Here is a 21996-nt window from a genome sequence, read left to right on the forward strand (position 1 = left end):
CCGGAACTATGGCCGCTGCCGGGGAATGAGCGCGAGCTTTCCGACGGTCTGTCCGGACTCGATCCGGCGCTGTGCAGTGGCGGCGTCGGTCAGCGGCCAGGACTCAACCGGCAGGGGCGCCAGGCGGCCGTCGGCAAAGCGGTCGAGCAGCCACTGCATGCCGGCACGCATGGTCGGCGCGTGTGACTGCAGAAAGCTCAGGTTGGCGGCCAGCACGCTGCGGTTGGACTGGGTCATGTCCAGCGGATTGAAGCGCGGCGTGCGCAGCCAGTCACGGGCCAGCCGCAGCCAGTTGGGGCGGCCGTTTTTCGGCAGCATGGAGGCAAATCCGTAGACCACCAGGCGGCCGGTCGGAGCCAGGTGGGCGTAGCTGTTGCCGAGCGTAGCGACTCCGTTGGCGTCGAATATCGCATTGAAGCCGCCGGGGGCCCGCTCTCGCGCGACCGACCAGAGGTCCTGCGTGGACTTGTCGATCACTGTATCGGCACCAAATGACAGGGCGTGTTCGACCTTGTGGGACGCCCCGACAACGCCGATGACGCGCGCGCCGGCCAGGCGACCCAGCTGGAGCAATGCCGTGCCCACGCCACCGGCGGCCGAATGGACCAGCCAGGTCTCGCCCGGCTGCGGGTGAACCTGGCGGTGAATCATCCACCAGGCGGTCAGAAAAACGGTCGCAACGGTTGCAGCCTGTTCGAAATCAAGTCGCTCCGGTTTGGCGAACACGCCTTCGGCCGGCAGGACCAGGTGACTGGCGTAGCCGTTGAACAGGGTCAGGCCGATGACCTCGTCGCCCGGTTGCCAGTCCGAGACGCTGTCGCCGACGGCCTCGACGGTGCCGGCAACCTCGAAGCCGGGTGTGATCGGGTAGCCGTGCAGTTTTCTCGCCGAGGCATACAGGCCCATGCGAATAATGCTGTCGGCGTAATTGACGCCGCAGGCCCTGCAACGAATGACCACTTCGCCAGGTCCGGGCACCGGATCCGCCTCGCTTACGACTTTCAGGATTTTCGGACCACCGGGCCGATCGATCACGACTCGCTTCATGCCGGATCCTTCATGGATTTCCTGGCGCCGGGTCCATCCGTTCTGTCGGGGTGATATGGGCCTGTTCGGTCTGAGTGGTTTTCTGACGGCCTGCTCGCCTGTCGGCACGTCGGCAAGGGGTCGACGCGGGCGGCTCGCTGGCCGTCTGCGGCACGGGAGGACCGGTCGGGCATTGAGTGGCGCAGATCGTCATGCCACATCGTGGTGGGTATTGGCCATCGCGGATTCACAGGGCTGCGAGACGCGAGCGCAAGCTCGAGTAGTCCGCGGCCATGGGCTCGGCGCGACTGGCGCGCTGAAGCAGTTCGGCCAGCGCGGGCGGCGGCTCGATGCGACACCGGATGATCGGCTCAACTACGTTGTCGAACTTGGCCGCATGGGCGGTCGCGGCAATCAGCCAGGGACGCCGGTCACCGGAGCGGCGCAGCCGGTCAAGCGCATCGAGCGCGCAGGCCGTATGCGGACAAACGGCCAGCTTGAAGTCCTGCCAGACGCGCTGGATGGTCGAGCGGATGGCATCGTCATCGGTGCTCAGGGCGCGGATGCTGCTGGCGCGCAGGTCGGCGTCGCGATAGAGCCAGGCCAGACGCTCGAAGTTGCTCGGGTCGCCGACGTCCATGGCGTTGGCCAGGGTGGCAAGACCCGGTCGGCCGCGATAGTCCTGACCGGAAAAGAAGTCGGGCAAGGTGCGGTTGGCGTTGGTCGCCAGCACGATCTCATCGATCGGCAGACCCATGGCGCGGGCCATGATGGCCGCCAGTGCGTTGCCGAGATTGCCGGTGGGCACGATCAGGTTGACCGGCGTGTCGATCTGCTCGTGCAGCGCGGTCACGCTGTGGGCGTAGTAGCTGATCTGCGGCAGCAGGCGGCCGATGGAAATCGAGTTGGCCGAAGTCAGCGCCAGGCCGGCCAGGCGGTCGTCGTTCAGGGCGCGCTTGACCAGGCGCTGGCAGTCGTCGAAGTCGCCGCGGACCCGAAAGGCGACGACGTTGTCGCCGAACGCGCCAAGCTGGTGCGCCTGGCGTCCCGAGACCTTGCCATCGGGGTAGAGAATGACAACGCGGAATCCCGGGCGGCGGTGAAACGCGGCAGCGACCGCGGCACCGGTATCGCCGGAGGTTGCCACCAGCACGGTCTGCGTTGGATCGCCGTCGCTGCGCAGGCGGCCCAGGCAGGCAGCCAGAAAGCGCGCGGCAAAATCCTTGAACGCCGCCGTCGGTCCGTGGAAGAGCTCCAGAAGCCAGCTCCAGCCGGGCTCCAACCCGGTCACCGGCAGGTCCGGATCAAGCGCTTCGCGGGTGATCGCGGCCAGCTCGGCGCTCAGCGGGCTGCCGGCAAAAAAGGGCGCCAGCCATTGCCGGGCCGTGGCTGGCAGCCCGGCTTCGGGCTGCAGTGTCAGGCCGTCGAGACGGGGAATGCGTTCAGGCACGTACAAACCGCCGTCTGGCGCCAGACCGGCGCGCAACGCAGCGTCCAGAGCCACTGGCTCGGATTGTCCTCGCGTGCTCAAATAGCGCATCAACCGGCGTTCTGGTGTCGGAGCGACCATTGTCGGATGAAAACCGCCCAGGTGCAAAGCCCGGTGGTTGCGGGGGGATTGCCGGACAGGCGCTGCAGGTGACACCGATTGTCCGCGGTTATCGGAACGGGGTGGGTGCTCATCACGGATGTGACATTTAGATAGAACGATCGGTATAATTGCCGGCATGAGAAAGACCAAGCGCGAGCACCTGCTGCGCGTCGCCGAGCGCCTGTTCTACGAAGAAGGCTTCCACGCGACGGGCATCGACCGGATCGTGACCGAAGCAGGCGTCACGCGCATGACGCTCTACAACCACTTTGCCTCCAAGACTGAACTGATTCGCGGGGTCCTGGCGGCGCGCCATGATCGATATCGCCGGGCGCTGTGCGAAGCGATCGAGGCCCGCGGTCAGGAGTCTGCGCTGGGCGCCTTGGTCGCGGTTCAATCCGATTGGCTTCGCGCCCGCGCTCAACATGGATGCATGGTCATCAAGGCGATTGCCGAGTTCCAGCGGCACGACAGCGCCATCGCCGCCGACGCTCTTGTCCTGAAACGCGACCTGCTCGGAATCATCGATTGGGTCCTCGAACTGGACGGGATTGCCCGCAGCGGCGCAGCGCAAGAGGTGCTGATGGTCCTCGAAGGATCCAACGCGCTGGTGCCGGTTCTGGGTCTGGAAAACGTGCTCTCCTCGATGCAGTCGCTGCTGTCGTCATGGCTTGTTCCGGCACAAGAGGCAAGCGCCTGATGATGCTTTCGGCCACCCGCTATGCCGTCATTGGAGCTGGACTGATTGCCGTCGCCTACGGGCTTGCCCGCTTCGCGTTCGGGCTGTTCGTTCCGCCGATTCGTGACTCGCTCGGGCTGTCCCCTTCCGTCATGGGGCTGATCGGCGCCTTGCCGTTTGTCAGTTTCGTGCTGACCAGCTTGTTCGCCTCGGCCGTGGTCGAGCGTCTTGGTGCACGTCGGGCGGCGATGCTGGCCGGTGGTTTCGCCGTCGCGGGCCTCGGTCTGGTGTCGCAGAGTGCCGGTCCGGGCACGCTCGGGGCCGGTGTATTCCTGTGCGGCATCGCGACCGGCATGATGATGCCGGCACTGAGCCTGGGTAATCAGGCGGCGGTTGTGCCGGCCCGTCAGGGTCGCGTCAACGCCATCATGAACGCCGGAACCGGTATCGGCGTGGCGGTCTCCGTGCCCGTGACCCTGCTGCTCACCGATGCCTGGCGCACGGCCTATATGTCGTTTGCCGTCCTGGCAGCAGCAGGCGTCGTGGTGGCCTGGCGGTGGCTGCCGGACAATGGCCGGCGTGCCGGGGAGACCGATCAGCGGCCGCCGCTGTCGCGCGAGGAGCGCCGGCACTTGCTGCGAATGAGTGCGTTTGCCGCCGGCATGGGTTTTGTCAGCGCCGTCTATTGGGTATTCGGGCCGGACATGGTCGTGGTCCTGGGCGGCATGCCCATGACGTTGACCGGGTGGCTTTGGCTGGTGGTCGGGCTGGTCGGCGTGGCTGGCGGCATCGCCAGCGAACTGATGGACCGTTTCGGCGCCGGTTGCACCCAGAGTGCGGCCCTGATCGGCCTCGCCGTGGCGATGGGGTTGCTGATGCTGGCTCCGGGGGCCCTGCCCGTGGCCCTGCTTTCGGCCGGTTTGTTCGGGTTCGCCTACATGACCCTGACGGGTGTCTATCTGGTCAGCGGCATTCGCCTGGCGCCAGGCCGTCCTGCCCTGGGGGCGGTGGTTGCCTTTCTGGCCGTCGCCGTCGGTCAGGCACTGGGCTCCAGCCTGGCCGGAATCGTGGTCGACCAGATCGGCTACTTCAATACATTCGGCGGCTTCGTGTGCGCCTGTGTTGTGGTTGCCGCCCTGTTTCCGTGGTATCCGGCAGTCCGTCAGGCCTGACCGCACTCGACCCGCCTGAATGCGATCTACATTCGTGCCGGGTTAATAGTAACGGTAGCGGTACCGGTACCGGCTACACCTTGTGACCAATGGCAGGTACTACACGGCCGGCCTTGTGGCAGATTGAAGCCCTCGGTTCACGAACGACTGGCATCCAGGCCGAACGGCAGCGGTCTTGACAGTCCGTCGGGTGACGGTTTCCAGCAGGTTTTCAATATGATTGAAGTCGATGATTTTCGCAAGCAGTACGGCAAGCTCACCGCAGTCGAGCGCATCAGCTTTCAGGCCCGATCAGGGGAGATTTTCGGTCTGCTCGGGCCCAATGGTGCCGGCAAGTCGACCACCATCAACGCCATTTCCGGACTGCTTGTTCCCACTGCCGGGCGCATTCGCGTCAACGGTCACGACGTGCGCCGCGAGCCGATGGCGGCCAAGAGAGCCCTCGGCGTGGTACCCCAGGAGCTCGCCTTGTACGAAGAGCTTTCGGCGCGTGCCAACCTGAAGTTCTGGGCAGGTCTGTTTGGCCTCGACAAGAACACCGCCGCCGAACGCGTCGAATCGGTGCTGGAGGCTGTCGGGCTGGCCGATCGCGCCGACGAGCCCTGCGGAACATTCAGCGGCGGCATGAAGCGCCGGCTCAACTTCGCCTGCGCCATTGTGCATCAGCCCAGGGTACTGCTGCTCGACGAACCCACCGTCGGCGTCGACGCCCATTCCCGTGAACATCTGCTGGCGCGCGTGCGCGAACAGGCTCGTGACGGGGCCTGCGTGATCTACACCACGCATTACATGGAAGAAGCAGAGGCCCTGTGCGACCGCGTGGCGATCATTGACGACGGTCGAATCATTGCTGTCGGCACGGTGGCGGAGCTGACCGCCCAGGTTGGCGAGCGCGACGTGCTGACCCTGGACGGCCACTTCCCCGAACGCGACTGGCAGGCCGTACTGGATGACGGGCTGGAGGTGGAGGTCGCTCATGCCGGTTCGGACCAGCTGCGTCTGGTCACGCCAGCGGCCAGCGGCAAGCTGCCGGCGTTGTTCGACAAGCTGGCTGCCGCCGGCGCCCGGATTCGTGAGACCGCTCTGGCGCGTCCCAGTCTCGAAGGGCTTTTCATCCAGCTGACCGGAAAGGGCCTGCGCGAATGAAGGGCAACATGATCCGCCGCCTGCTGGCACTGATTCGTATGGAGATATCCAGGCGACTGGCCGATCGCTGGAGCATCCCGCTTATCCTGTCCCTGCCGCTGATTTTCGGCGGAATGATGACGATGATCGTCGGCGGCGATGTGCGACCGACCGGTCAGCTGCTGATCGTCGATCATGACGAAAGCTTCCTGTCCAGGGCGATGCCCAATGTCTACAGCGGCGGCGAACTGGGCGAGATTTTCCAGGTGAGCACCATCGACGACGAGTCGGCAGCCCGGGCCCGGCTGGCCGCTGGCGAGGCCAGCGCAGCGTTGATTCTGCCCGACGGATTCGGACAGGCGCTGCTGGATGGCAGCGCGGCCGAGGTCATCCTGCTGACCAACCCGGCCCAGCGCATCCTGCCGGGCATTGCCGAGGAAGTCACGACCGGCCTGCTGGAGCTGGCCCATTACGCGCGCCGTCTGCTCGAACCGCAGATCGAGCTGCTGCGGGGGCTTGATGAATCGCCCGACGATGCCTTCGTGGCAGCCCTGTCGGTCGATATCCGGCGCCAGGTCGAGCGGGTCGAGGGACGGCTTTTTCCGCCGGCGCTCGATGTCGAAGTGATCGAAGCGGAAGCCGAGTCGAATGGCCCCGGACTGGGCGAGCTCTTCTATCCTGCCATCCTGATCATGGCGCTGGTGTTTGCCGCGCAGCACCTGGCCGTCGATCTGTGGAGCGAGCGCGAAAGCGGCACCATCAGGCGCCTGGCTGCCGCGCCGCTGAGCTGGCCGCTGTGGCTGTCGGCCCGGCTGCTGGTTGCGCTGGTGCTGTTTGCCGTGATCGCCTTTTTGGTCAGCACGCTTTACTTCGCCTGGTTCGACTGGAACTGGTGGCTGCTGCCGCCGGCGCTGGTCTGGGCGCTGGCAGCCGGCGTGCCGCTGTTTGCCATCATGCTGCTGTTGTGCCAGTCAGCCGGCAGCCGTCGGGCCGCGGACGTGCTGACCATGGTGGTCCTGATTCCGGGCCTGATTCTCGGCGGCAGTTTCTTCCCCTTCGCCGCGATGCCCGACGGCATGGCCGCCCTGGGCCGCTGGCTGCCCAACGGGATTGCAGCCGATCGGCTCAACGCACTGATGTTCGATTCCGCAACCGTCACTGATCTGCTGGCGCCCGGCGCCGCGCTGCTGGCTTCTGGTCTGCTGCTGCTGCTGATCATTGCATGGCGCATGCCCGCCTTTGCCCGCGGTCGGGGAGGGCAGCAATGATCCGTCTGCTGGCTGTCCACGATCTGCGAATCGCGCTGGCCGACCGCAGCAGCCTGGTCTGGCTGTTTGTCATGCCGGTCGTGTTCATGTACTTCATCGGTACCATCACGGGCGGTTTTTCCGGGCCCTCGCAAGCAAAAAAACCGGTCCTGGGCGTGGTCGTCGAAGGGCAGCATGATTCGATTGAGCGCTGGTTGCTCGAGCGACTCGGCGAGGAGTTCGACGTGATCGTCTACGATGCCGGGGGGCAGGCCGAGCGTACGCAAGCGCCGGCGCTGGAGTCGCTGGCCAGACGCCTGGTGATACCGGCCGGCGCCGGCGAACAGGTTTTGGCCGGCCAGCAGGTCACGCTGCGTCTGGAGCCCTCGGCCAGCCAGTTGGGCGGGTCGTTCGACGAGGTGCGGGTGCGTCGAGCGGTCTATCGGACACTGGGAGATGTCATCCTGGCCGATCTCGAGCACGACGTCATCGACACGACTGCGCTGGCGGCGGTCGCCGGCCAGGCCCAGGCCGTGACCTTGCGCACCGAGCTGGCCGGTGAGCGCGTCGACCCGCCTTCGGGATTTGCCCAGGCCGTCCCCGGCATACTGGTTTTTCTGACCATCATTGTCGTACTGACCACCGGGACCGTGCAGCTGGTCAACGAACGCCGCCAGGGTCTGTTGCGGCGCCTGGCCAGCGCCCCGATCGACCGGCGCCGTATCGTTCTGGGCAAGTGGATGGCTCGCCTGGCGCTGGCGGTTGTGCAGATCGGTTTTGCCATGCTTGCCGGCAGCATCCTTTTCAGCTACGACTGGACCGGGCAGCTGCTGATGGTGTTGGTGGTGCTGCTGGCATGGGCGGGCGTATGCGCCTCGGCGGCCCTGCTGATTGGCTGCCTGGTTGCGACCGAATCCCAGGCAACCGCCATAGGCGTCATCGGCGGTAATCTGCTGGCCGCGCTCGGCGGCTGCTGGTGGCCGATCGAGATCACGCCGACCTGGATGCAGGGCCTGCAGCAGCTGTTGCCGACCGGCTGGACCATGAATGCCCTGCACAAGCTGATTACCTTCGGATATGGACCGTCATCGGTGATGGGCGAGGTGCTGGCTTTGATGACACTGGGTCTGATCCTGGCGGTGCTGGCGGCCCGGTGGTTCCGATTTCAGTAGGATCTGATCTGCTGATCGAACCTCATTATGGACTCGACAGAAATAGCCGCGGGCTGCCATGACCTGTCCTGAGTCATGTCCTTTGGCACATGCGCTGCCGGGCCAAGCGCTGTAGCCTTCCGGGCAGTCTGTATTCAAGCGCCGGAGTGAGTGTCATGCGATCGGGATTCCTGTCCGCCATACTGTTTGCCCTGATCGGTTCCTGGGCAGCTACGCCGCTTTTTGCCGCGGCACCCGCCGACGAAGCGGCGGTCAACGAGCGTCTGGCCGAGTTCGATGGTTCCAGACCCGGGGTAGTGGTCGGGGTGGTGCGCCACGGCGAGCTGGTCTATGCCCGCGCCGTCGGGATGGCCGACCTGCGCTTCGAGGTGCCGTTCGAGATCGATACACCAACCAATATCGGTTCGACGGCCAAGCAGTTCACAGGCATGGCGCTGGCGCTGCTTCACGTCCGTGGTGAGCTGTCGCTGGACGACGATGTGCGCAAGTATCTGCCCGGGCTGCCGGATTTCGGCGAGACGGTCACGCTCCGGCATTTGGCCAGCCACACCAGCGGTTACCGGGAGTTTCTCAATACCCTGGCGATCGCCGGAATCCGGCTGGACAAGGGTGACTGGATGACCCGGCGGGATGTCCTGGCCGTGGTTGAGCATCAGCCGGCGCTGCAGAATCGCCCGGGCGAGGAGTGGAACTACAACAACACCGGCTATGCCCTGCTAGCGCAAGTGATCGCCAAGGTGACCGGCAAGCCGTTCGATCAGTGGGTGCGCGGCGAGATCTTCCAGCCGCTGGGCATGAACGCGACCCGCTACCGGCTGGCGCCCGACCGCATCGTGCCGGGTGCCAGCACCGGCTATGGTCGACTGCCCGATGATGAAGGCTACCTGGAGGTTCGGGATCTTGGTGCTGCGCTGGGTGCCGGGGCGCTCTATACCACCATAGGCGATATGGCCCGCTGGATGATTGAGCTGGGTCGATTCGAGCTGGGCGGAGAGCGCGTGCGCGCGCTCATGACCACCCCGTACGAGCTCGGCAACGGTGAGTCTACGGACTATGGGCTGGGGCTGTTCATCGACCAGTGGCGGGGACTGGTTCGCTGGCAGCATGGCGGTGGCGACGCCGGCCATCGTTCGGTGTTTCACTACTACCCCGAAATCGACAGCGGCATCATGGTTTTCTCCAATCACCATGAGATTGACGATGCGTTTACCCGCGCGCTTGCCGAGGCGTTTCTGGGTGATCACCTCGAAGCGCCCGAGTCGAATGATGCCGGGACGGGCGAGACGGCTGCCCCAACAGATGAACCGTTCAGCGACGATTTGTTCGACCGCTACATTGGCCGCTTCGAGCTCGAAATCGCGCCGGGCTTTGTCCTCAATTTTTTCCGGGATGGTGAGCGCTACATGACTCAGGCAACCGGCCAGCCTGCCGTCGAAATCACGCCGGTTTCGGCGACCGGTTTCGAGCTCGTTGGCGTCGATGCCCGCATCGTCTTTGACATCGACGATGACGGTCATGCCGGTTCGCTGACCCTGTTCCAGAACGGCGAGCATCGAGCCGTTCGTCTGGACGAGGACGAAGGTGGGGCCGTGAACCTGGAGCCCTACCTGGGGCGCTACTTCAGTGCCGAGCTGGAGACGTTCTATGTCGTTGAGTCGAAAGACGACAAGCTGGTGCTCAGGCACCGTCGCCTGGACCCGATTATCTTGCAGCACGCCGTTGGCGACCAGTTCGGCGGAGGTTTCCCGGTCGCCCGGCTTGAGTTTTTGCGTGATGATGCAGGCAAGGTGACCGGCATGCAGGCTGGCAACGGCCGTGCCCGCGATATCCATTTCGAGCGAGTGGAGTAAGTCCGATGCCGAGACGAAGCGAGATAGCCCGGATAAGCGGCAGCGTGATGCCTGGATGGATCGTGTGGCTGCTCGCCGGCGTTATGTCGCCCGCGCTGGCGATCGATATCGAACCGCTGGCGCCATCGGTATGGGCGGCCAGCCAGCCGGCCGAGCGACGATCCGATGACAGCAATTCCCTGATTGTGGCCGGTGACGATGGGGTGCTCGTGGTCGACGCCCAGGCCAGTCCGGCGGATTGTCAAGCCATTATTGAGTTCATTCGCCGGGAAATCGGCCAACCGGTTCGATATCTCGTCAACACCCACTGGCATGCCGATCACGTGCAGGGCAACGCACTGTATCGAGAGGCTTTCGGTGATGCGTTGCAGATCATCGGCCATGCCACGCTGGCTGACGATATTCCACAACGCGCCGAACCTGACCTGGCTCATCGGGTGGCGCTGTTGCAGGAACAGATCCCGCCGGTTCGCCAACAGCTTGTTGACGGTCTCAAGCGCGACGGCACGCCGCTTACCGATGCCGAAAGACTGACGCAGCAAGCGGCACTCGAGCGAGCGGAGGCCTGGCTGGCGGCCAACCGGGATGCCCGCTTTGTCGTGCCCAATCGTCTGATTGACTCGACATTGAAGATTGATGACGGCGGGCTGAATGTCCGGCTGATTCCGCTGTCGGGGCATACCCGTGCTGATCTGGTGGTTTACCTGCCCGACCAACAAATAATGGCAGCCGGCGATTTGCTTGATCCAGCGCCATTCATTGGCCATGGATACCCCGGCGAGTGGCGCGATGCACTGACACGGCTGTCCGGGTACCCGGTGCAGTACTGGCTGCCGGGGCACGGGGCGGTGCAGCCCGACGGCGAGCTGATCGAGCGCCTGCAGACCTTTTTCGATGCGCTGATCGACGCCGTGGCCGTCCTTGTCGATCGGCCGCTGGAGGAAGTGCAGCAGCGGGTTGATCTGGATGAGGCCATCGCGCATCTGGCCGGTCATGATGACCAGGCCCGCATGTTTCTGAGTCAGTCCATCGATCAGGCGATTGCCCGGGCGTATCAGGAGATGACGGCTTCGCCGCACTGATGGCGCGCCGGCAGCGCACCGGCGCACTGACCGTTCAGCTGATCATCGATCGTTCGGCCTGGCGCGTGCTGATCAGCTGCTCATCGGCGCGGTGGATGGTGGTCTCCAGCCGCTCATCGTCTTCTCGCACTGCCCATCCGATCGAAATCGGGATCGGCGAGTGCGTGGAAATCAGTCGTGCGGCAATCTGTGCGGTCTTCAAGGCAGACCGGCCGGTGACGATGACCAGAAATTCGTCACCTCCGATACGTACCACGGCATCTTTGCGGCTGACCTGCGACTGCAGGAAATGGGCCACACGCTGCAGTACACGGTCACCGGCATCGTGACCGTGCTGATCATTGTAGGTCTTGAAATGATCGACATCGACCAGCACGCATCCCCACTGGCGCAGCCCGGCATCATCGTTCGCCTCGACCTGAGATTCGACCATGGGCAGTCGACGCCGATTGTAGCAGCCGGTTAGCGGATCCTTGACGGTCAATTCCCGTAGCCGTTCTTCGAGCCTCTTGCGCTCGCTGATATCAAGCAGGATGCCGTGGTACAGCGTGTGCCCGGTTTCGGGATCCTCGACGGCGTAGCAGGTATCGATCACGGTCCGCTGCTCCCCGTCCGGACGCTGCAGGCGGAGCTCATACTGCTGGAGGGCGCGTGTCGCTTCGAGCACGGACAGCTGCTGGCCGCGCTGTTCTGGATCGACGAACAACGAGCGCACATCGAGACCCTGAAGCGTTTCCAGGGACTCGACGCCGAACAGTTCGAGACATGCGGGATTGGCGTCCAGAATGCGCCCCTGCTCGTTGGTGATATACACACCGGCTGGCAGGCGCTGTACCAGGCGCGACAGCGTCGATGGATCGTTCAGGCTTCGAAACCGCCGTTCAGTCATTGTGGCTTTCCTTCCCCGGGCGATGGTACCACCACCGTCTGATATCCGGGAAGGACTGGCGCGGTCGCTCTTCAGACCCGCAATGCGCGGCTCGGGCCGGGCATCCGACATCTGGTGTTCGGAACAAAAAAACCCCGGCCGCGAGGGCCGGGGTCACCCGGGCGCATTGATGGCCTGCGAAATGGGAAGGGGAATCAGGCAGTCAATGCGCCAGCCAACAGCCTGGGGGTTCAGGGGGTCATCACGAAGTCCGCGTTGCGCGTCGCGCCATCACGCGGGCGGTCATGGCCGGCGTGGCTCTCGAAGAACGCGACCAGGAATTCTTCCGCTTGGCTGTCTGCATTGCGATAGACGATGACGTAGCTGCCGGATGGGTCGGAGACGATCTCGGCGTAGCCCCAGAAGGCCGACGAGCGATCGGTTGATTCGCCCGAATCGCCGGTGCCCGTTGCCTTGACCAGCGTACGCGCCTCATTGCCGGAGCACGACTCGCCCGAATCGCCGGTGCCGGTTGCCTTGACCAGCGTGCGTGCACCATTGCAGGAACACGACTCGCCGGAATCACCGGTACCCGTTGCCTTGACCAGGGTTCTGGCACCATTGCCGGAACACGACTCGCCGGAATCACCGGTGCCCGTTGCCTTGACCAGGGTTCTGGCACCATTGCCGGAACATGACTCGCCGGAATCGCCCGTGCCCGTTGCCTTGACCAGGGTTCTGGCACCATTGCCGGAGCATGATTCACCGGAATCGCCGGTGCCCGTTGCCTTGACCAGAATACGTGCGCCGTTGCAGGAACACGACTCACCCGAATCGCCGGTGCCTGTTGCCTTGACAAGTGGAGTGAATACCGAACCATCGTCCGACAGCGAGAGCGTGGCGAAAAGCGGCACGACCGAGTAGCTGCTCTCGCCAGAGGCCAGGGAAGCGGCGCCTGCGATGACGTCACCATTGCTGTGAATCGAGATGAGAACCGTGCCGGATCGCTGACTGACGAACAGTTCAGGGCTGTCGGTCGCGAATGTCGGGGTCGAAACCAGGCTGCAGGCGGCCAGCGCCACGGCGGCAAGCATGACGTGGGCCCGACTGCCCGTGCCGCTGTTCCCGATGCCGGTGCCGCTCTTGTGGATTCCGGTACCGCTCTTTCGGATGCCGGTACCGCTTTTCCTGATGTGCGCGCTAAAGATGGTGTTGGCTGTAAACATAGTGATCTCCTTGTCGTGATCAGTAAAGGTTTTTTGAAAAACCGGGCTGTTCCCCTCATTCTTCTGAGCTGGACTCCCAGTAATACCAACCCACACCTACCGAGCACTGGGCGTGCTCATAAGGCTGGATTTCTTCACGTTCTAGACACGTTTCCACTTCGCCGATGTTGGTTTCCAGGATTCGGCGAACGGCCTCCCTGACCTGTCTCAGCTTGGACGCAGGTATGGCTGTCGACCAGCGATCCTGCTGCAGCCAGGGCGCGCCGGTCCGGCGAACTCGATTGGTGTTGTGGAGGATGGATCGACCAAGACGACTGATCGCCAGAGATCCGGATTCAATTGACGCGGGGTCGGAGTCTGCAAGCGGCATGTAGCGATAGTCGATCATGCGCACCTTGGTTTCATCCTCGTTGAGGGCGACGTTTCCGCTTTCGAGCAACCTCGACAGCGCAGTCTGGACCGTCACCATTCGTCCGGCCGCACGCGTTACCAGCTGCTGGAATGTTCGCTGGGGCCCATGAATCAGAAGCTCGTTGGGTGTTCCCGCTTCCGGGTCGGTGAATGCCGTATCGCGGCTCCACATTTCCAGAATGGCCGCCTCGGAGCAGACATCCGATGCGGTGTATGTCCGCCCACTGTTGCGCTCGATGGCCTGAATCGCCCGCCCGTCGATTCCGCACAGCAAGGCGAGCGACGAGTAGGTGACCCTGCGATCGGGATTCTGCTGTTGAAGATGCTCCCGGGCCTCGGCCACGTAGAGCTCCTTGATCATGTCCACCAGGGCGCTACAGGAGACCCGGCCGACCGAAAAGCGAATCAGTGGCCGAAACATCCTGGCCATGGCCGCCATCATCCACTGGATGTCCCCGTGCTGGTCATGCGTGTGTGCGACTTGACCCATATCAGCACTCCACAAGTTCTGGTTTGTGAAAGTAGTAGCCCTGTCCGTACTCAATCCCCGTCGCCGTCAACACGTTCAACTGCTCGACCGTTTCGATGCCCTCGGCGACCACTCTCGCGCCGAGCCCTTCACCGAGCGCCTGGATTGACCGAACGACGGCATGGTGATTGGGGTCGTTGACCAGACCGCCTACGACGCGCGTATCGATCTTGAGCAGGTCGACAATTCCGGCGGCACACAGATCGAAGCAGTTCAGCCGACTGCCAAAGTCGTCCAGTGCGATCAGGACCCCTGATTCGCGCAGTCGCTGTGCGTGATCGACAAGCGTTGATTGGCTCGAGTACCCGACGAACTCGACCAGCTCCAGGCAGATTGAGTGCCCCCCGGCAGCCAGCCGTGACTGATGACGCATGACTTCCTCGACAAAGTCTGAATCCGTCAACGAGTCGGGATGGATATTGATGCTCAGGCGCGTGAATTCAGGTTGTCGGACCAGCCACGCCGTCAGGCGCTCAACGACTTCGAGGTCGGATGCGGCGCATCGGCGGGATCTGTAAATCGCGTCCATGAATTCGGCTGGCGAGTATCCGGAGTCGGGATACGGTCGCACCAGCGCCTCGAACCATGGGCGTTTGTGCCCGAAAGGATCCCCGTTCGGGATCAGGGCCTGAATCCTCTGTACCGCGAACGCGCAATGCGATGCAGTGGCTCGAAATGCGAGGGAATTGGCCTGTAGCACCGTTTCCTACCCCTATAATGTCCAAATTCGGATAATGACAATAATGGCAAATGAAAAAAAATGCAAACAGAAAATGAGAAATCTCCAGGTCAGGCTCAGGACGAGAAAAAAAATGGATATAAAACAGAAGTTTGTGAAATGAAGCCGGCGGGCAGCGGGCTGCCCCAGGCTCGTCAGAATTCGATCAGGCCGCGCGAAAACCGCGCATTCCGGCTACCGAGAAGCCGTTTCCATGCCCACGAAACGCAGGAAATAGCCGGCGCCGATACCCCCGTTTGGCGCCATCAGGATGTTCTGTCGCCACAGGTGCACACGGGTGCGGGATAGCGAACCGATGATCACGCAGTCGTCAATGACCATTTCATTGAGCCTGTGGTAGAGCGCTGTGCGCTCCGGACCAGGCAACATGGAGGACGCCTGTTCGAACAGGCGATCGAACTCGGGGTTGGCATAGTTGAAGCTGTTTGCACCGGGCGCGGCGTTGGGCCCGTAGAACAGCTGGAGGCCGTATTGGGCATCGGGATAGGACATCGTCCAGCCATAGAAAAAGACATCCAGCTGCCGATTGTCGATGGCTCTGACCATCTCGCCGAAGGTCGCGAAGACCGCTGGCTGGAACACCTCACCGGGTATGCCGATCCGAAGCATCTGGGCGCGAAACTGCTCGAACATCTGTCGTTGGTGTATGTTGGCTTCAAGACCATAGGTCAAGCGGGGAAATGAGCCTGCCTTCCATCCATGCCGCGCGAGCCGCTGCCGGCCGGACTCGGGCCGGAATTCGATCGAGGCCGTCGACAAGCGCGCATCGTATTCGGCCAGGAATGGGGGTATCACGCCCGGAAAGACCTGGCCCAGGCCATGGTAGAAGGTGTTGTTGCGGCTGCTCCAGTCAAAGGCGTCACGCATTGCGCAGCGCAGCCCATGGTTCATGGCCTCACGCTGCGGATCGTCGTTGTAGCCGATCTCCGGGTTGTCCATGTTGAAGCCGTAGAACACGAAACCGGCCTCCGGCTCGATCAAGGTGTGGTACCGATCGGCAATGTGCGGCGAGAATCGCGGTGGATCGTTCGACACCAGGACCCCTCTGGCCTGATCCGGGGGCACCATGACGGTGTCAACCTGGCCCGCCAGGAATGTCGACCAGCGGGCCGTCGGCTCGTTGATGAAATGCACGACGATCCGGTCGACGAAGGGGTAGTCTTGGCCGTCCAGGGAGGCCAGCCCGTAGCGGGCGTGTGCGTGCTCGGAAAAACCCTCTCCGGCCAGGTCAAGCGGCCCGCGATCGAACCCGGGATGCGGCTCGAGAACCACTTTGGTTTCGTCACGGTCGACCAGCCGGAACGGACCGGATCCGACCGGATTGACGCCAAAGGAACGACCGTAGAAATCAACCGCCTCCTTCGGCACAATGGCCGACAGCGCCATGGCCAGGGTGTGGGGAAACTGCGGATAAGGCTCGTGCAGCTCGACCCGTACGGTGTGAGTGTCCAGGGCCCGCAGGCCCGGAACCGCCCGGGCGAAGTCGGCGCCGGCGTTCGCCCAGTCATCCAGGCCGACAATCCGGTCGCGCCACAGCCACGCTCCTTGTGAACGGGTCGACGGGTGGAAGTGCCTCTTGAGCGAATAGATGACATCTCCCGCCACAACGGTTCGCCCCGTTTGTCCCGGGAAGGCCGGGTCGTCGATGAATCGGGCGTCATCGCGCAAGCGGATGATGTAAACGCGCCCATCGTCCGAGATCTCGGGCATTCCTGCGGCCAGGTTAGGAGCGAGTTCATGGGGCCGGGCGAGATACTTGTAGCGATAGAGCGTGTCATAGAGATTAACCGACAGCGTGGCGGCGTAGACGTTGCCGGCATGGGCCGGATCCAGGCTTCCCGGTGCGTCCTGAAGCACATGGTGATAGATGGCGCGTTTGCTGTCCGAGGGGGTGTCCGAACATCCTGCCAGCAGCCAGGCGGCCAGCATGGCGGCCAGAACGAGCCGAACCGGCAGCAGTGGGCAGCCTGCGCGCATCGGCCAGGCACTTTTGGGGATTCGAAGGCGCATGTGTCAGTCTGGCACTGTCATGACCGGCAAATTCAGCATGTTCGGCGCGGTGGGCTGGCCGTGTGGCCAGTGTCCACCAAGGATCGAGGCTTGTAAACCCGCCTTCCGGAGATGAATGCACGAGTCCCGCCCCCGGACCGGACTTCAAATTCCGTTCAGCGCGGACTGCAGGGCCAAACTTGGATACACTGCCGGCATGATTCGCAGAACCAAGATCGTGGCCACCCTGGGGCCGGCGACCGACGAGCCGGACGTGCTCGAGCGGCTCATCACCGCCGGCTGCGATGTGGTCCGCGTCAACTTCTCCCACGGCGACGCCGAAACCCACGCCCGCCGCATCAAGATGGTGCGTGCCGCCGCGCGCGAGCTCGATACCGATGTCGCCGTTCTGGCCGACCTGGCCGGGCCGAAGATTCGGATCGACCGCTTTCGGGAAGGTTCGGTCGAACTTGTGGCCGGCCAGGGTTTTGCGCTCCACGCGCGCGCCAACCCGCCGGTTGGCGATGAGAGCGGCGTGGGCGTGGCCTACCTGGGCCTGGTTGACGATGTCGCGCCGGGTTCGGAGCTGCTGCTCGACGACGGACTGATGGCGATGCGCGTCGAATCGATCGAGGGCGACACCATCCGCTGCATCGTGCTGACCAGCGGGGCGCTTTCCGATCGAAAGGGCCTGAATCTGCGCGGGGGTGGCCTGTCGGTGCCAGGGATCTCCGAGGCCGACGCGCGCGATATCGAGCGCGCCGCTGAATGGCAGGTCGACTACCTGGCGGTTTCGTTTCCGCGCGGTCCGGAGGATATGCAGCGCGCCCGCGAGCTTCTGGAAGCCGCGGGCGGACAGGCCGGACTGGTCGCCAAGATCGAGCGGGCCGAGGCGATCGAGAATCTGGATGCCATCATCGAGGCCTCCGACGCGGTGCTGGTTGCACGCGGCGACCTGGGCGTCGAGATCGGCGACGCCGAGCTGCCGGGCCTGCAAAAGCGTATCATTGCCGCCTCGCTGGCCCACAACCGCCCGGTGATCACGGCCACGCAGATGATGCAGTCGATGGTCGAATCCCCCATTCCCACCCGGGCCGAGGTGCTCGATGTGGCCAATGCCGTCATCGACGGCACCGATGCCGTGATGCTGTCGGCCGAAACCGCGGTCGGTCGACACCCGGTCACGGTCATCGAGGCCATGCGCCGGGTCTGTCGGGGCGCCGAGCGTCACGTCGAGGCTCATGTGCCGATGGGCAAGATCAACGTGCGAGCCGAACGCATTGACCAGGCCGTGGCGATGGCGACCATGGTCACCGTGCACGCGCTCCCGGTCAAGGCGATCATTGCGCTGACCGAATCGGGCTCGACCGCGCAGTGGCTCAGCCGGGTGCGCTCGCCGGTGCCGATCATCGCGCTCTCGCCCAACCGCTTCAGCCTCCGGCGGATGCGCCTGTTCCAGCACGTCCGGCCATTGCTGTTCGTACCCGAGGACATGCCCACGCCCAAGCTGGCCCGCTCGGCCATCGAGCAGGTCAGGCGCGCCGGCCTGGTCGAGCCCGGCGACCGCGTCCTGATGACCCTGGGCGACGAACAGGGCGTGATGGGCGGGACCAACACCATGAAAATCCTGACGGTGGAGTAAGGGTCGCATTTTACTAAGGCCTTGTCGGCTGGCCCATGCGAGGTCCCGGATAGGCGCGCCGCGCTTTCCGGGATGACAGGGCATGGCTTTCGGGACGACAAGCTCCTTTTTCCGGGTGAACTCGGGCCCCGCTCTGGCTACAATAGCGGACTGGTTTCCCACCCACCTCCAACCCGCGTAGCAGGGGATCTGAAATGACCGACTTACTCGAACAGCTTGTAGAAACCGCCCAGGCGATGGTTGCCCCCGGAAAAGGCATTCTGGCCATCGATGAGTCCTCCGGCACCATCAAGAAGCGCTTCGACGGCGTCGGCGTGGAGTCGACCGAGGACAACCGCCGCGACTATCGTTCGATGATGCTCACCACGCCCGGGCTGGGAGAGCACATCTCCGGCGCGATCCTGTTCGACGAGACCATTCGCCAATCGACCGCCGACGGCAAACCGCTGGTCGAGGTGATGAACGAGGCCGGTATCCTGCCCGGCATCAAGGTTGACCAGGGCGCCAAGGCGCTGGCCGGTTTCCCGGGCGAGAAGGTCACCGAGGGCCTGGACGGACTGCGCGAGCGCCTGGCCGAGTATGCCGAACTGGGCGCACGCTTTGCCAAGTGGCGGGCAGTGATCACCATCGGCGACGACATTCCGTCTCGCGCCTGCCTGCAGGCCAATGCCCACGCGCTGGCGCGCTACGCCGCGCTGTGCCAGGAGGCCGGCATCGTGCCGATCGTCGAGCCCGAGGTGCTGATGGACGGCGATCACGATCTCGATGCGTCCTACGATGTGACCGAAGCAACGCTCAAGGCGCTGTTTGCCGAGCTCTACGAGCAGAACGTGCTGCTGGAAGGTGCCGTGCTCAAGGCCTCCATGGTGATTTCCGGCTCCGATGCCCGCGATCGTGCCGGTGTCGAGGAAGTGGCTGAGGCGACCATCGACTGCCTGCTCAACGCCGTGCCGGCCGCGACCGCCGGCATCGTCTTCCTGTCCGGCGGGCAGGGCGACGTGGAAGCCACCGCGCATCTGGACGCCATGAACAAGATGGGTGAACTGCCCTGGCCGCTGTCGTTTTCCTATGGACGCGCCCTGCAGGCAGAGTGCCTCAAGACCTGGGCGGCCGATCCGAAGGGCAACCGCGAGCGTGCCCAGCACGTTCTCGCCCATCGTGCGAAGATGAACGGCCTGGCGGCGCTGGGTGAGTGGAGCGAGGACGAAGAGCGCGGCTGAAGGTCGCGCCGGTGATCGGTAGCCGGTGGTCGGTGCGTCAGTCGGCCGTGCCGATCACCGGCGCACAGAGTGCTGACGCACCGACCACCGATGCACGGACGTAGGGATCACTGACCCAATGACCGACCGAGACAAGTTTCGTGAAGAAGCCCTTGACTACCATCGGCAGTATCCGCCGGGCAAGATCAAGATCACACCGACCAAGGCACTGACCACGTCGAAGGATCTGGCCCTGGCCTATTCGCCGGGGGTGGCGGCGGCTTCCGAAGAGATTGCGCAGGACCCGCTCAAGGCGCTTGACTACACTGCCCGTGGCAACCTGGTGGCGGTCATTTCCAACGGCACGGCCGTGCTTGGCCTGGGCGATATCGGCGCGCTGGCATCCAAGCCGGTGATGGAGGGCAAGGGGGTCCTGTTCAAGAAATTCGCCGATATCGACGTGTTCGATATCGAGATCGACGAAAAGGACCCCGACAAGCTGATCGAGACGATCGCCCGGCTCGAGCCGAGCTTCGGCGGCATCAACCTCGAAGACATCAAGGCGCCGGAGTGCTTCAGAGTCGAGGCGGCGCTCAAGGACCGGATGAACATCCCGGTCTTCCACGATGACCAGCACGGCACGGCGATCATTGCCGCAGCCGCACTGGTCAACGGCCTGGAGCTGGTCGGCAAGAAAATGGAAGACATCCGGCTGGTCGCATCCGGCGCCGGCGCGGCGGGCATGGCCTGCCTGGACCTTCTCGTCACCCTGGGAGTGCGGCGCGAGAATATCGTGGTCTGCGACCGTGAGGGCGTGATTTATGCCGGCCGCGAATCCTACATGGACGAACGCAAGGCCCAGTATGCGATCGAGACTGATGCGCGCAGCCTTGGCGAGGTCATCGAGGGGGCCGACGTGTTTCTTGGCGTTTCCGCCCCGGGCGTGCTCAAGGCCGAGATGGTCAAGGCGATGGCCGATGACCCGATCATCCTGGCGCTGGCCAACCCGGTCCCGGAGATCATGCCGGATGTGGCCCGGGAAGCCCGGGGCGACGCGCTGATTGCCACCGGCCGCTCGGACTTTCCCAATCAGGTCAACAACGTCCTGTGTTTCCCGTACATCTTTCGCGGTGCGCTGGATGTCGGGGCGACGGCCATCAACGACGAAATGAAGATGGCCTGCGTACACGCCATTGCCGAGCTGGCGCGCATGGAAGCCTCCGATGTGGCCGCGCAGGCCTATGGCGGCAAGGCCCCCAAGTTCGGTCGCGACTACCTGATTCCGCAACCCTTCGATCCCCGGCTGCTGGTCCACCTGGCCCCGGCCGTGGCCAGGGCGGCGATGGATTCCGGCGTGGCCGCACGCCCGATCGACGATCTCGACGCCTACCGGGAACGCCTCAGCCAGTACGTATTTCGAACCGGACTGTTGATGAAGCCGGTCTTCGACTCTGCGCGCAAAGACCCGAAACGCGTTGTTTTTGCCGAGGGTGAGGAAGAGACGGTGCTGCGCGCCGTCCAGACCCTTGTCGACGACGGGCTGGCGAAACCGATCCTGATCGGCCGTCCGAAGGTGGTCGAGATGCGCATCGAACGTGCGGGGTTGCGCCTGAAACCGGGTCAGGATTTCGAGCTGGTCAACCCGCATGATGATCCGCGCTACAAGGAATACTGGCAGACGTTCCACAAGATCACCGAGCGCCGCGGCGTCACGCCGGACTCGGCCAAGGCGATCGTGCGCACCCGCAACACCGTCATTGCCGCCATCATGGTCTACCGCAACGAGGCCGACGCGCTGATCTGCGGCGTGGTCGGGCGCTACCAGAAGAAGCTGCAGTACGTGACCGAGGTGCTGGGCACGCGAGAGAATTGCCAGACCCTTGGCGCGCTGTCGGCCATGACCAACGAAAACGGCACCTGGTTTGTCTGTGACACCCACGTCAACCCCGACCCGACGGCTGATCAGCTCGCCGAGCTGACCGTCATGGCGGCCGAACGCGTGCGCATGTTCGGTATCACGCCCAAGGTGGCGCTGTGCTCGCATTCGAACTTCGGCAGCCATGTCAACGCCTCGGCTTCGAAGATGCGCCAGGTGTTTTACAAGCTGCGCGAGCTGGTGCCCGACCTGGAGGTCGAGGGTGAAATGCGCGCCGATGCGGCCCTGATGCCGGCGATTCGTGAGCGGATCTTTCCCAATTCGCGCCTGGCCGGCTCGGCCAACCTGCTGATCATGCCGAATCAGGACGCCGCCCACATCGCTTTTTCCATGGCCAGGGTGATCGGTACGGGCGTGACCATCGGGCCGATGCTGATGGGAGCAGGCCGACCGGCTCACGTACTCACGCCCTCGGCCACCGTTCGCCGGGTGGTCAATATGACCGCCATCGCCGTGGTCGATGCCCAGGACTACGAGCGTCGGCGCGAACGCACCGGGCGATTGTTTGGCTGA

Annotated in this window: 17 protein-coding genes; 10 read left to right on the top strand and 7 right to left on the bottom strand. The window is 63.9% G+C overall.

The window, feature by feature from the left end:
• Positions 1-6: 6 nt before the first annotated feature.
• Both HND55_02000 and thrC read right to left on the bottom strand, forming a co-directional pair.
• Positions 7-1047 (bottom strand): zinc-binding dehydrogenase, encoded by a 1041-nt coding sequence (locus tag HND55_02000; protein ID QKK01529.1) that lies wholly within the window; start codon positions 1045-1047, stop codon positions 7-9.
• Positions 1048-1273: 226 nt separating this feature from the next.
• Entirely contained in the window at positions 1274-2566 is a 1293-nt protein-coding gene (gene thrC, locus HND55_02005; protein QKK01530.1) for a threonine synthase, read from the bottom strand.
• A 187-nt stretch (positions 2567-2753) separates the two neighbouring features.
• On the opposite strand from thrC, the gene HND55_02010 reads away from it, so the two are divergent.
• The 7 genes from HND55_02010 (at position 2754) to HND55_02040 (ending at position 10944) form a co-directional block, all read left to right on the top strand.
• Complete coding sequence (locus HND55_02010; GenBank protein QKK01531.1) at positions 2754-3317, top strand: TetR/AcrR family transcriptional regulator; 564 nt, start codon at positions 2754-2756, stop codon at positions 3315-3317.
• Entirely contained in the window at positions 3317-4468 is a 1152-nt protein-coding gene (locus HND55_02015; GenBank protein ID QKK01532.1) for an MFS transporter, read from the top strand. The genes HND55_02010 and HND55_02015 overlap by 1 nt, the downstream gene beginning before the upstream one ends.
• A 216-nt stretch (positions 4469-4684) precedes the next feature.
• Positions 4685-5614: an ABC transporter ATP-binding protein gene (locus tag HND55_02020; protein QKK01533.1), complete on the top strand. Its 930-nt coding sequence runs from the start codon at positions 4685-4687 to the stop codon at positions 5612-5614.
• A gap of 8 nt (positions 5615-5622) precedes the next feature.
• Positions 5623-6861: an ABC transporter permease gene (locus tag HND55_02025; GenBank protein QKK01534.1), complete on the top strand. Its 1239-nt coding sequence runs from the start codon at positions 5623-5625 to the stop codon at positions 6859-6861.
• A complete protein-coding gene (locus HND55_02030; GenBank protein ID QKK01535.1) occupies positions 6858-8012 on the top strand; it encodes an ABC transporter permease in 1155 nt (384 codons plus the stop codon). Before HND55_02025 ends, HND55_02030 begins: the two co-directional genes overlap by 4 nt.
• 155 nt (positions 8013-8167) lie before the next feature.
• Positions 8168-9862, top strand: a complete 1695-nt coding sequence (locus HND55_02035; protein ID QKK01536.1) for a beta-lactamase family protein — start codon at positions 8168-8170, stop codon at positions 9860-9862.
• A 5-nt stretch (positions 9863-9867) separates the two neighbouring features.
• Positions 9868-10944, top strand: coding sequence for an MBL fold metallo-hydrolase (locus HND55_02040; protein ID QKK01537.1), 1077 nt, complete (start codon positions 9868-9870; stop codon positions 10942-10944).
• A gap of 34 nt (positions 10945-10978) precedes the next feature.
• Here HND55_02040 and HND55_02045 read toward each other — a convergent pair whose 3' ends face one another.
• The 5 genes from HND55_02045 to HND55_02065 form a co-directional block, all read right to left on the bottom strand.
• Entirely contained in the window at positions 10979-11833 is an 855-nt protein-coding gene (locus HND55_02045; GenBank protein ID QKK01538.1) for a sensor domain-containing diguanylate cyclase, read from the bottom strand.
• Positions 11834-12063: 230 nt separating this feature from the next.
• The gene (locus tag HND55_02050) at positions 12064-13038 is read right to left on the bottom strand and encodes a hypothetical protein (protein ID QKK01539.1); all 975 of its coding nucleotides are present in this window, start codon (positions 13036-13038) and stop codon (positions 12064-12066) included.
• 55 nt (positions 13039-13093) lie between these two features.
• Positions 13094-13939: a hypothetical protein gene (locus HND55_02055; protein QKK01540.1), complete on the bottom strand. Its 846-nt coding sequence runs from the start codon at positions 13937-13939 to the stop codon at positions 13094-13096.
• 1 nt (position 13940) lies between these two features.
• A complete protein-coding gene (locus tag HND55_02060) occupies positions 13941-14549 on the bottom strand; it encodes an EAL domain-containing protein (protein ID QKK01541.1) in 609 nt (202 codons plus the stop codon).
• Positions 14550-14891: 342 nt separating this feature from the next.
• A complete protein-coding gene (locus tag HND55_02065) occupies positions 14892-16694 on the bottom strand; it encodes a hypothetical protein (protein QKK01542.1) in 1803 nt (600 codons plus the stop codon).
• Positions 16695-16923: 229 nt separating this feature from the next.
• Between HND55_02065 and pyk the strand changes: the two genes are divergently transcribed.
• From pyk to HND55_02080, 3 genes are all read left to right on the top strand, one after another.
• Positions 16924-18348: a pyruvate kinase gene (gene pyk / locus HND55_02070; protein QKK01543.1), complete on the top strand. Its 1425-nt coding sequence runs from the start codon at positions 16924-16926 to the stop codon at positions 18346-18348.
• A 194-nt stretch (positions 18349-18542) separates the two neighbouring features.
• Positions 18543-19568, top strand: coding sequence for a fructose-bisphosphate aldolase class I (locus HND55_02075; GenBank protein QKK01544.1), 1026 nt, complete (start codon positions 18543-18545; stop codon positions 19566-19568).
• Positions 19569-19686: 118 nt separating this feature from the next.
• Positions 19687-21996, top strand: coding sequence for an NADP-dependent malic enzyme (locus tag HND55_02080; GenBank protein ID QKK01545.1), 2310 nt, complete (start codon positions 19687-19689; stop codon positions 21994-21996).

This window comes from Pseudomonadota bacterium, assembly GCA_013285445.1.
GTDB lineage: Bacteria > Pseudomonadota > Gammaproteobacteria > Xanthomonadales > Wenzhouxiangellaceae > Wenzhouxiangella.

Bases quoted from the DNA above. Each gene is read 5' to 3' on its own strand.
- HND55_02030 (QKK01535.1), top strand. From the start codon at position 6,858: ATGATCCGTCTGCTGGCTGTCCACGATCTGCGAATCGCGCTGGCCGAC.
- pyk (QKK01543.1), top strand. From the start codon at position 16,924: ATGATTCGCAGAACCAAGATCGTGGCCACCCTGGGGCCGGCGACCGAC.
- HND55_02025 (QKK01534.1), top strand. From the start codon at position 5,623: ATGATCCGCCGCCTGCTGGCACTGATTCGTATGGAGATATCCAGGCGA.
- HND55_02080 (QKK01545.1), top strand. From the start codon at position 19,687: ATGACCGACCGAGACAAGTTTCGTGAAGAAGCCCTTGACTACCATCGG.
- HND55_02045 (QKK01538.1), bottom strand. From the start codon at position 11,833: ATGACTGAACGGCGGTTTCGAAGCCTGAACGATCCATCGACGCTGTCG.
- HND55_02050 (QKK01539.1), bottom strand. From the start codon at position 13,038: ATGTTTACAGCCAACACCATCTTTAGCGCGCACATCAGGAAAAGCGGT.
- HND55_02020 (QKK01533.1), top strand. From the start codon at position 4,685: ATGATTGAAGTCGATGATTTTCGCAAGCAGTACGGCAAGCTCACCGCA.
- thrC (QKK01530.1), bottom strand. From the start codon at position 2,566: ATGCGCTATTTGAGCACGCGAGGACAATCCGAGCCAGTGGCTCTGGAC.
- HND55_02015 (QKK01532.1), top strand. From the start codon at position 3,317: ATGATGCTTTCGGCCACCCGCTATGCCGTCATTGGAGCTGGACTGATT.
- HND55_02040 (QKK01537.1), top strand. From the start codon at position 9,868: ATGCCGAGACGAAGCGAGATAGCCCGGATAAGCGGCAGCGTGATGCCT.
- HND55_02065 (QKK01542.1), bottom strand. From the start codon at position 16,694: ATGCGCGCAGGCTGCCCACTGCTGCCGGTTCGGCTCGTTCTGGCCGCC.
- HND55_02000 (QKK01529.1), bottom strand. From the start codon at position 1,047: ATGAAGCGAGTCGTGATCGATCGGCCCGGTGGTCCGAAAATCCTGAAA.
- HND55_02010 (QKK01531.1), top strand. From the start codon at position 2,754: ATGAGAAAGACCAAGCGCGAGCACCTGCTGCGCGTCGCCGAGCGCCTG.
- HND55_02055 (QKK01540.1), bottom strand. From the start codon at position 13,939: ATGGGTCAAGTCGCACACACGCATGACCAGCACGGGGACATCCAGTGG.
- HND55_02075 (QKK01544.1), top strand. From the start codon at position 18,543: ATGACCGACTTACTCGAACAGCTTGTAGAAACCGCCCAGGCGATGGTT.
- HND55_02035 (QKK01536.1), top strand. From the start codon at position 8,168: ATGCGATCGGGATTCCTGTCCGCCATACTGTTTGCCCTGATCGGTTCC.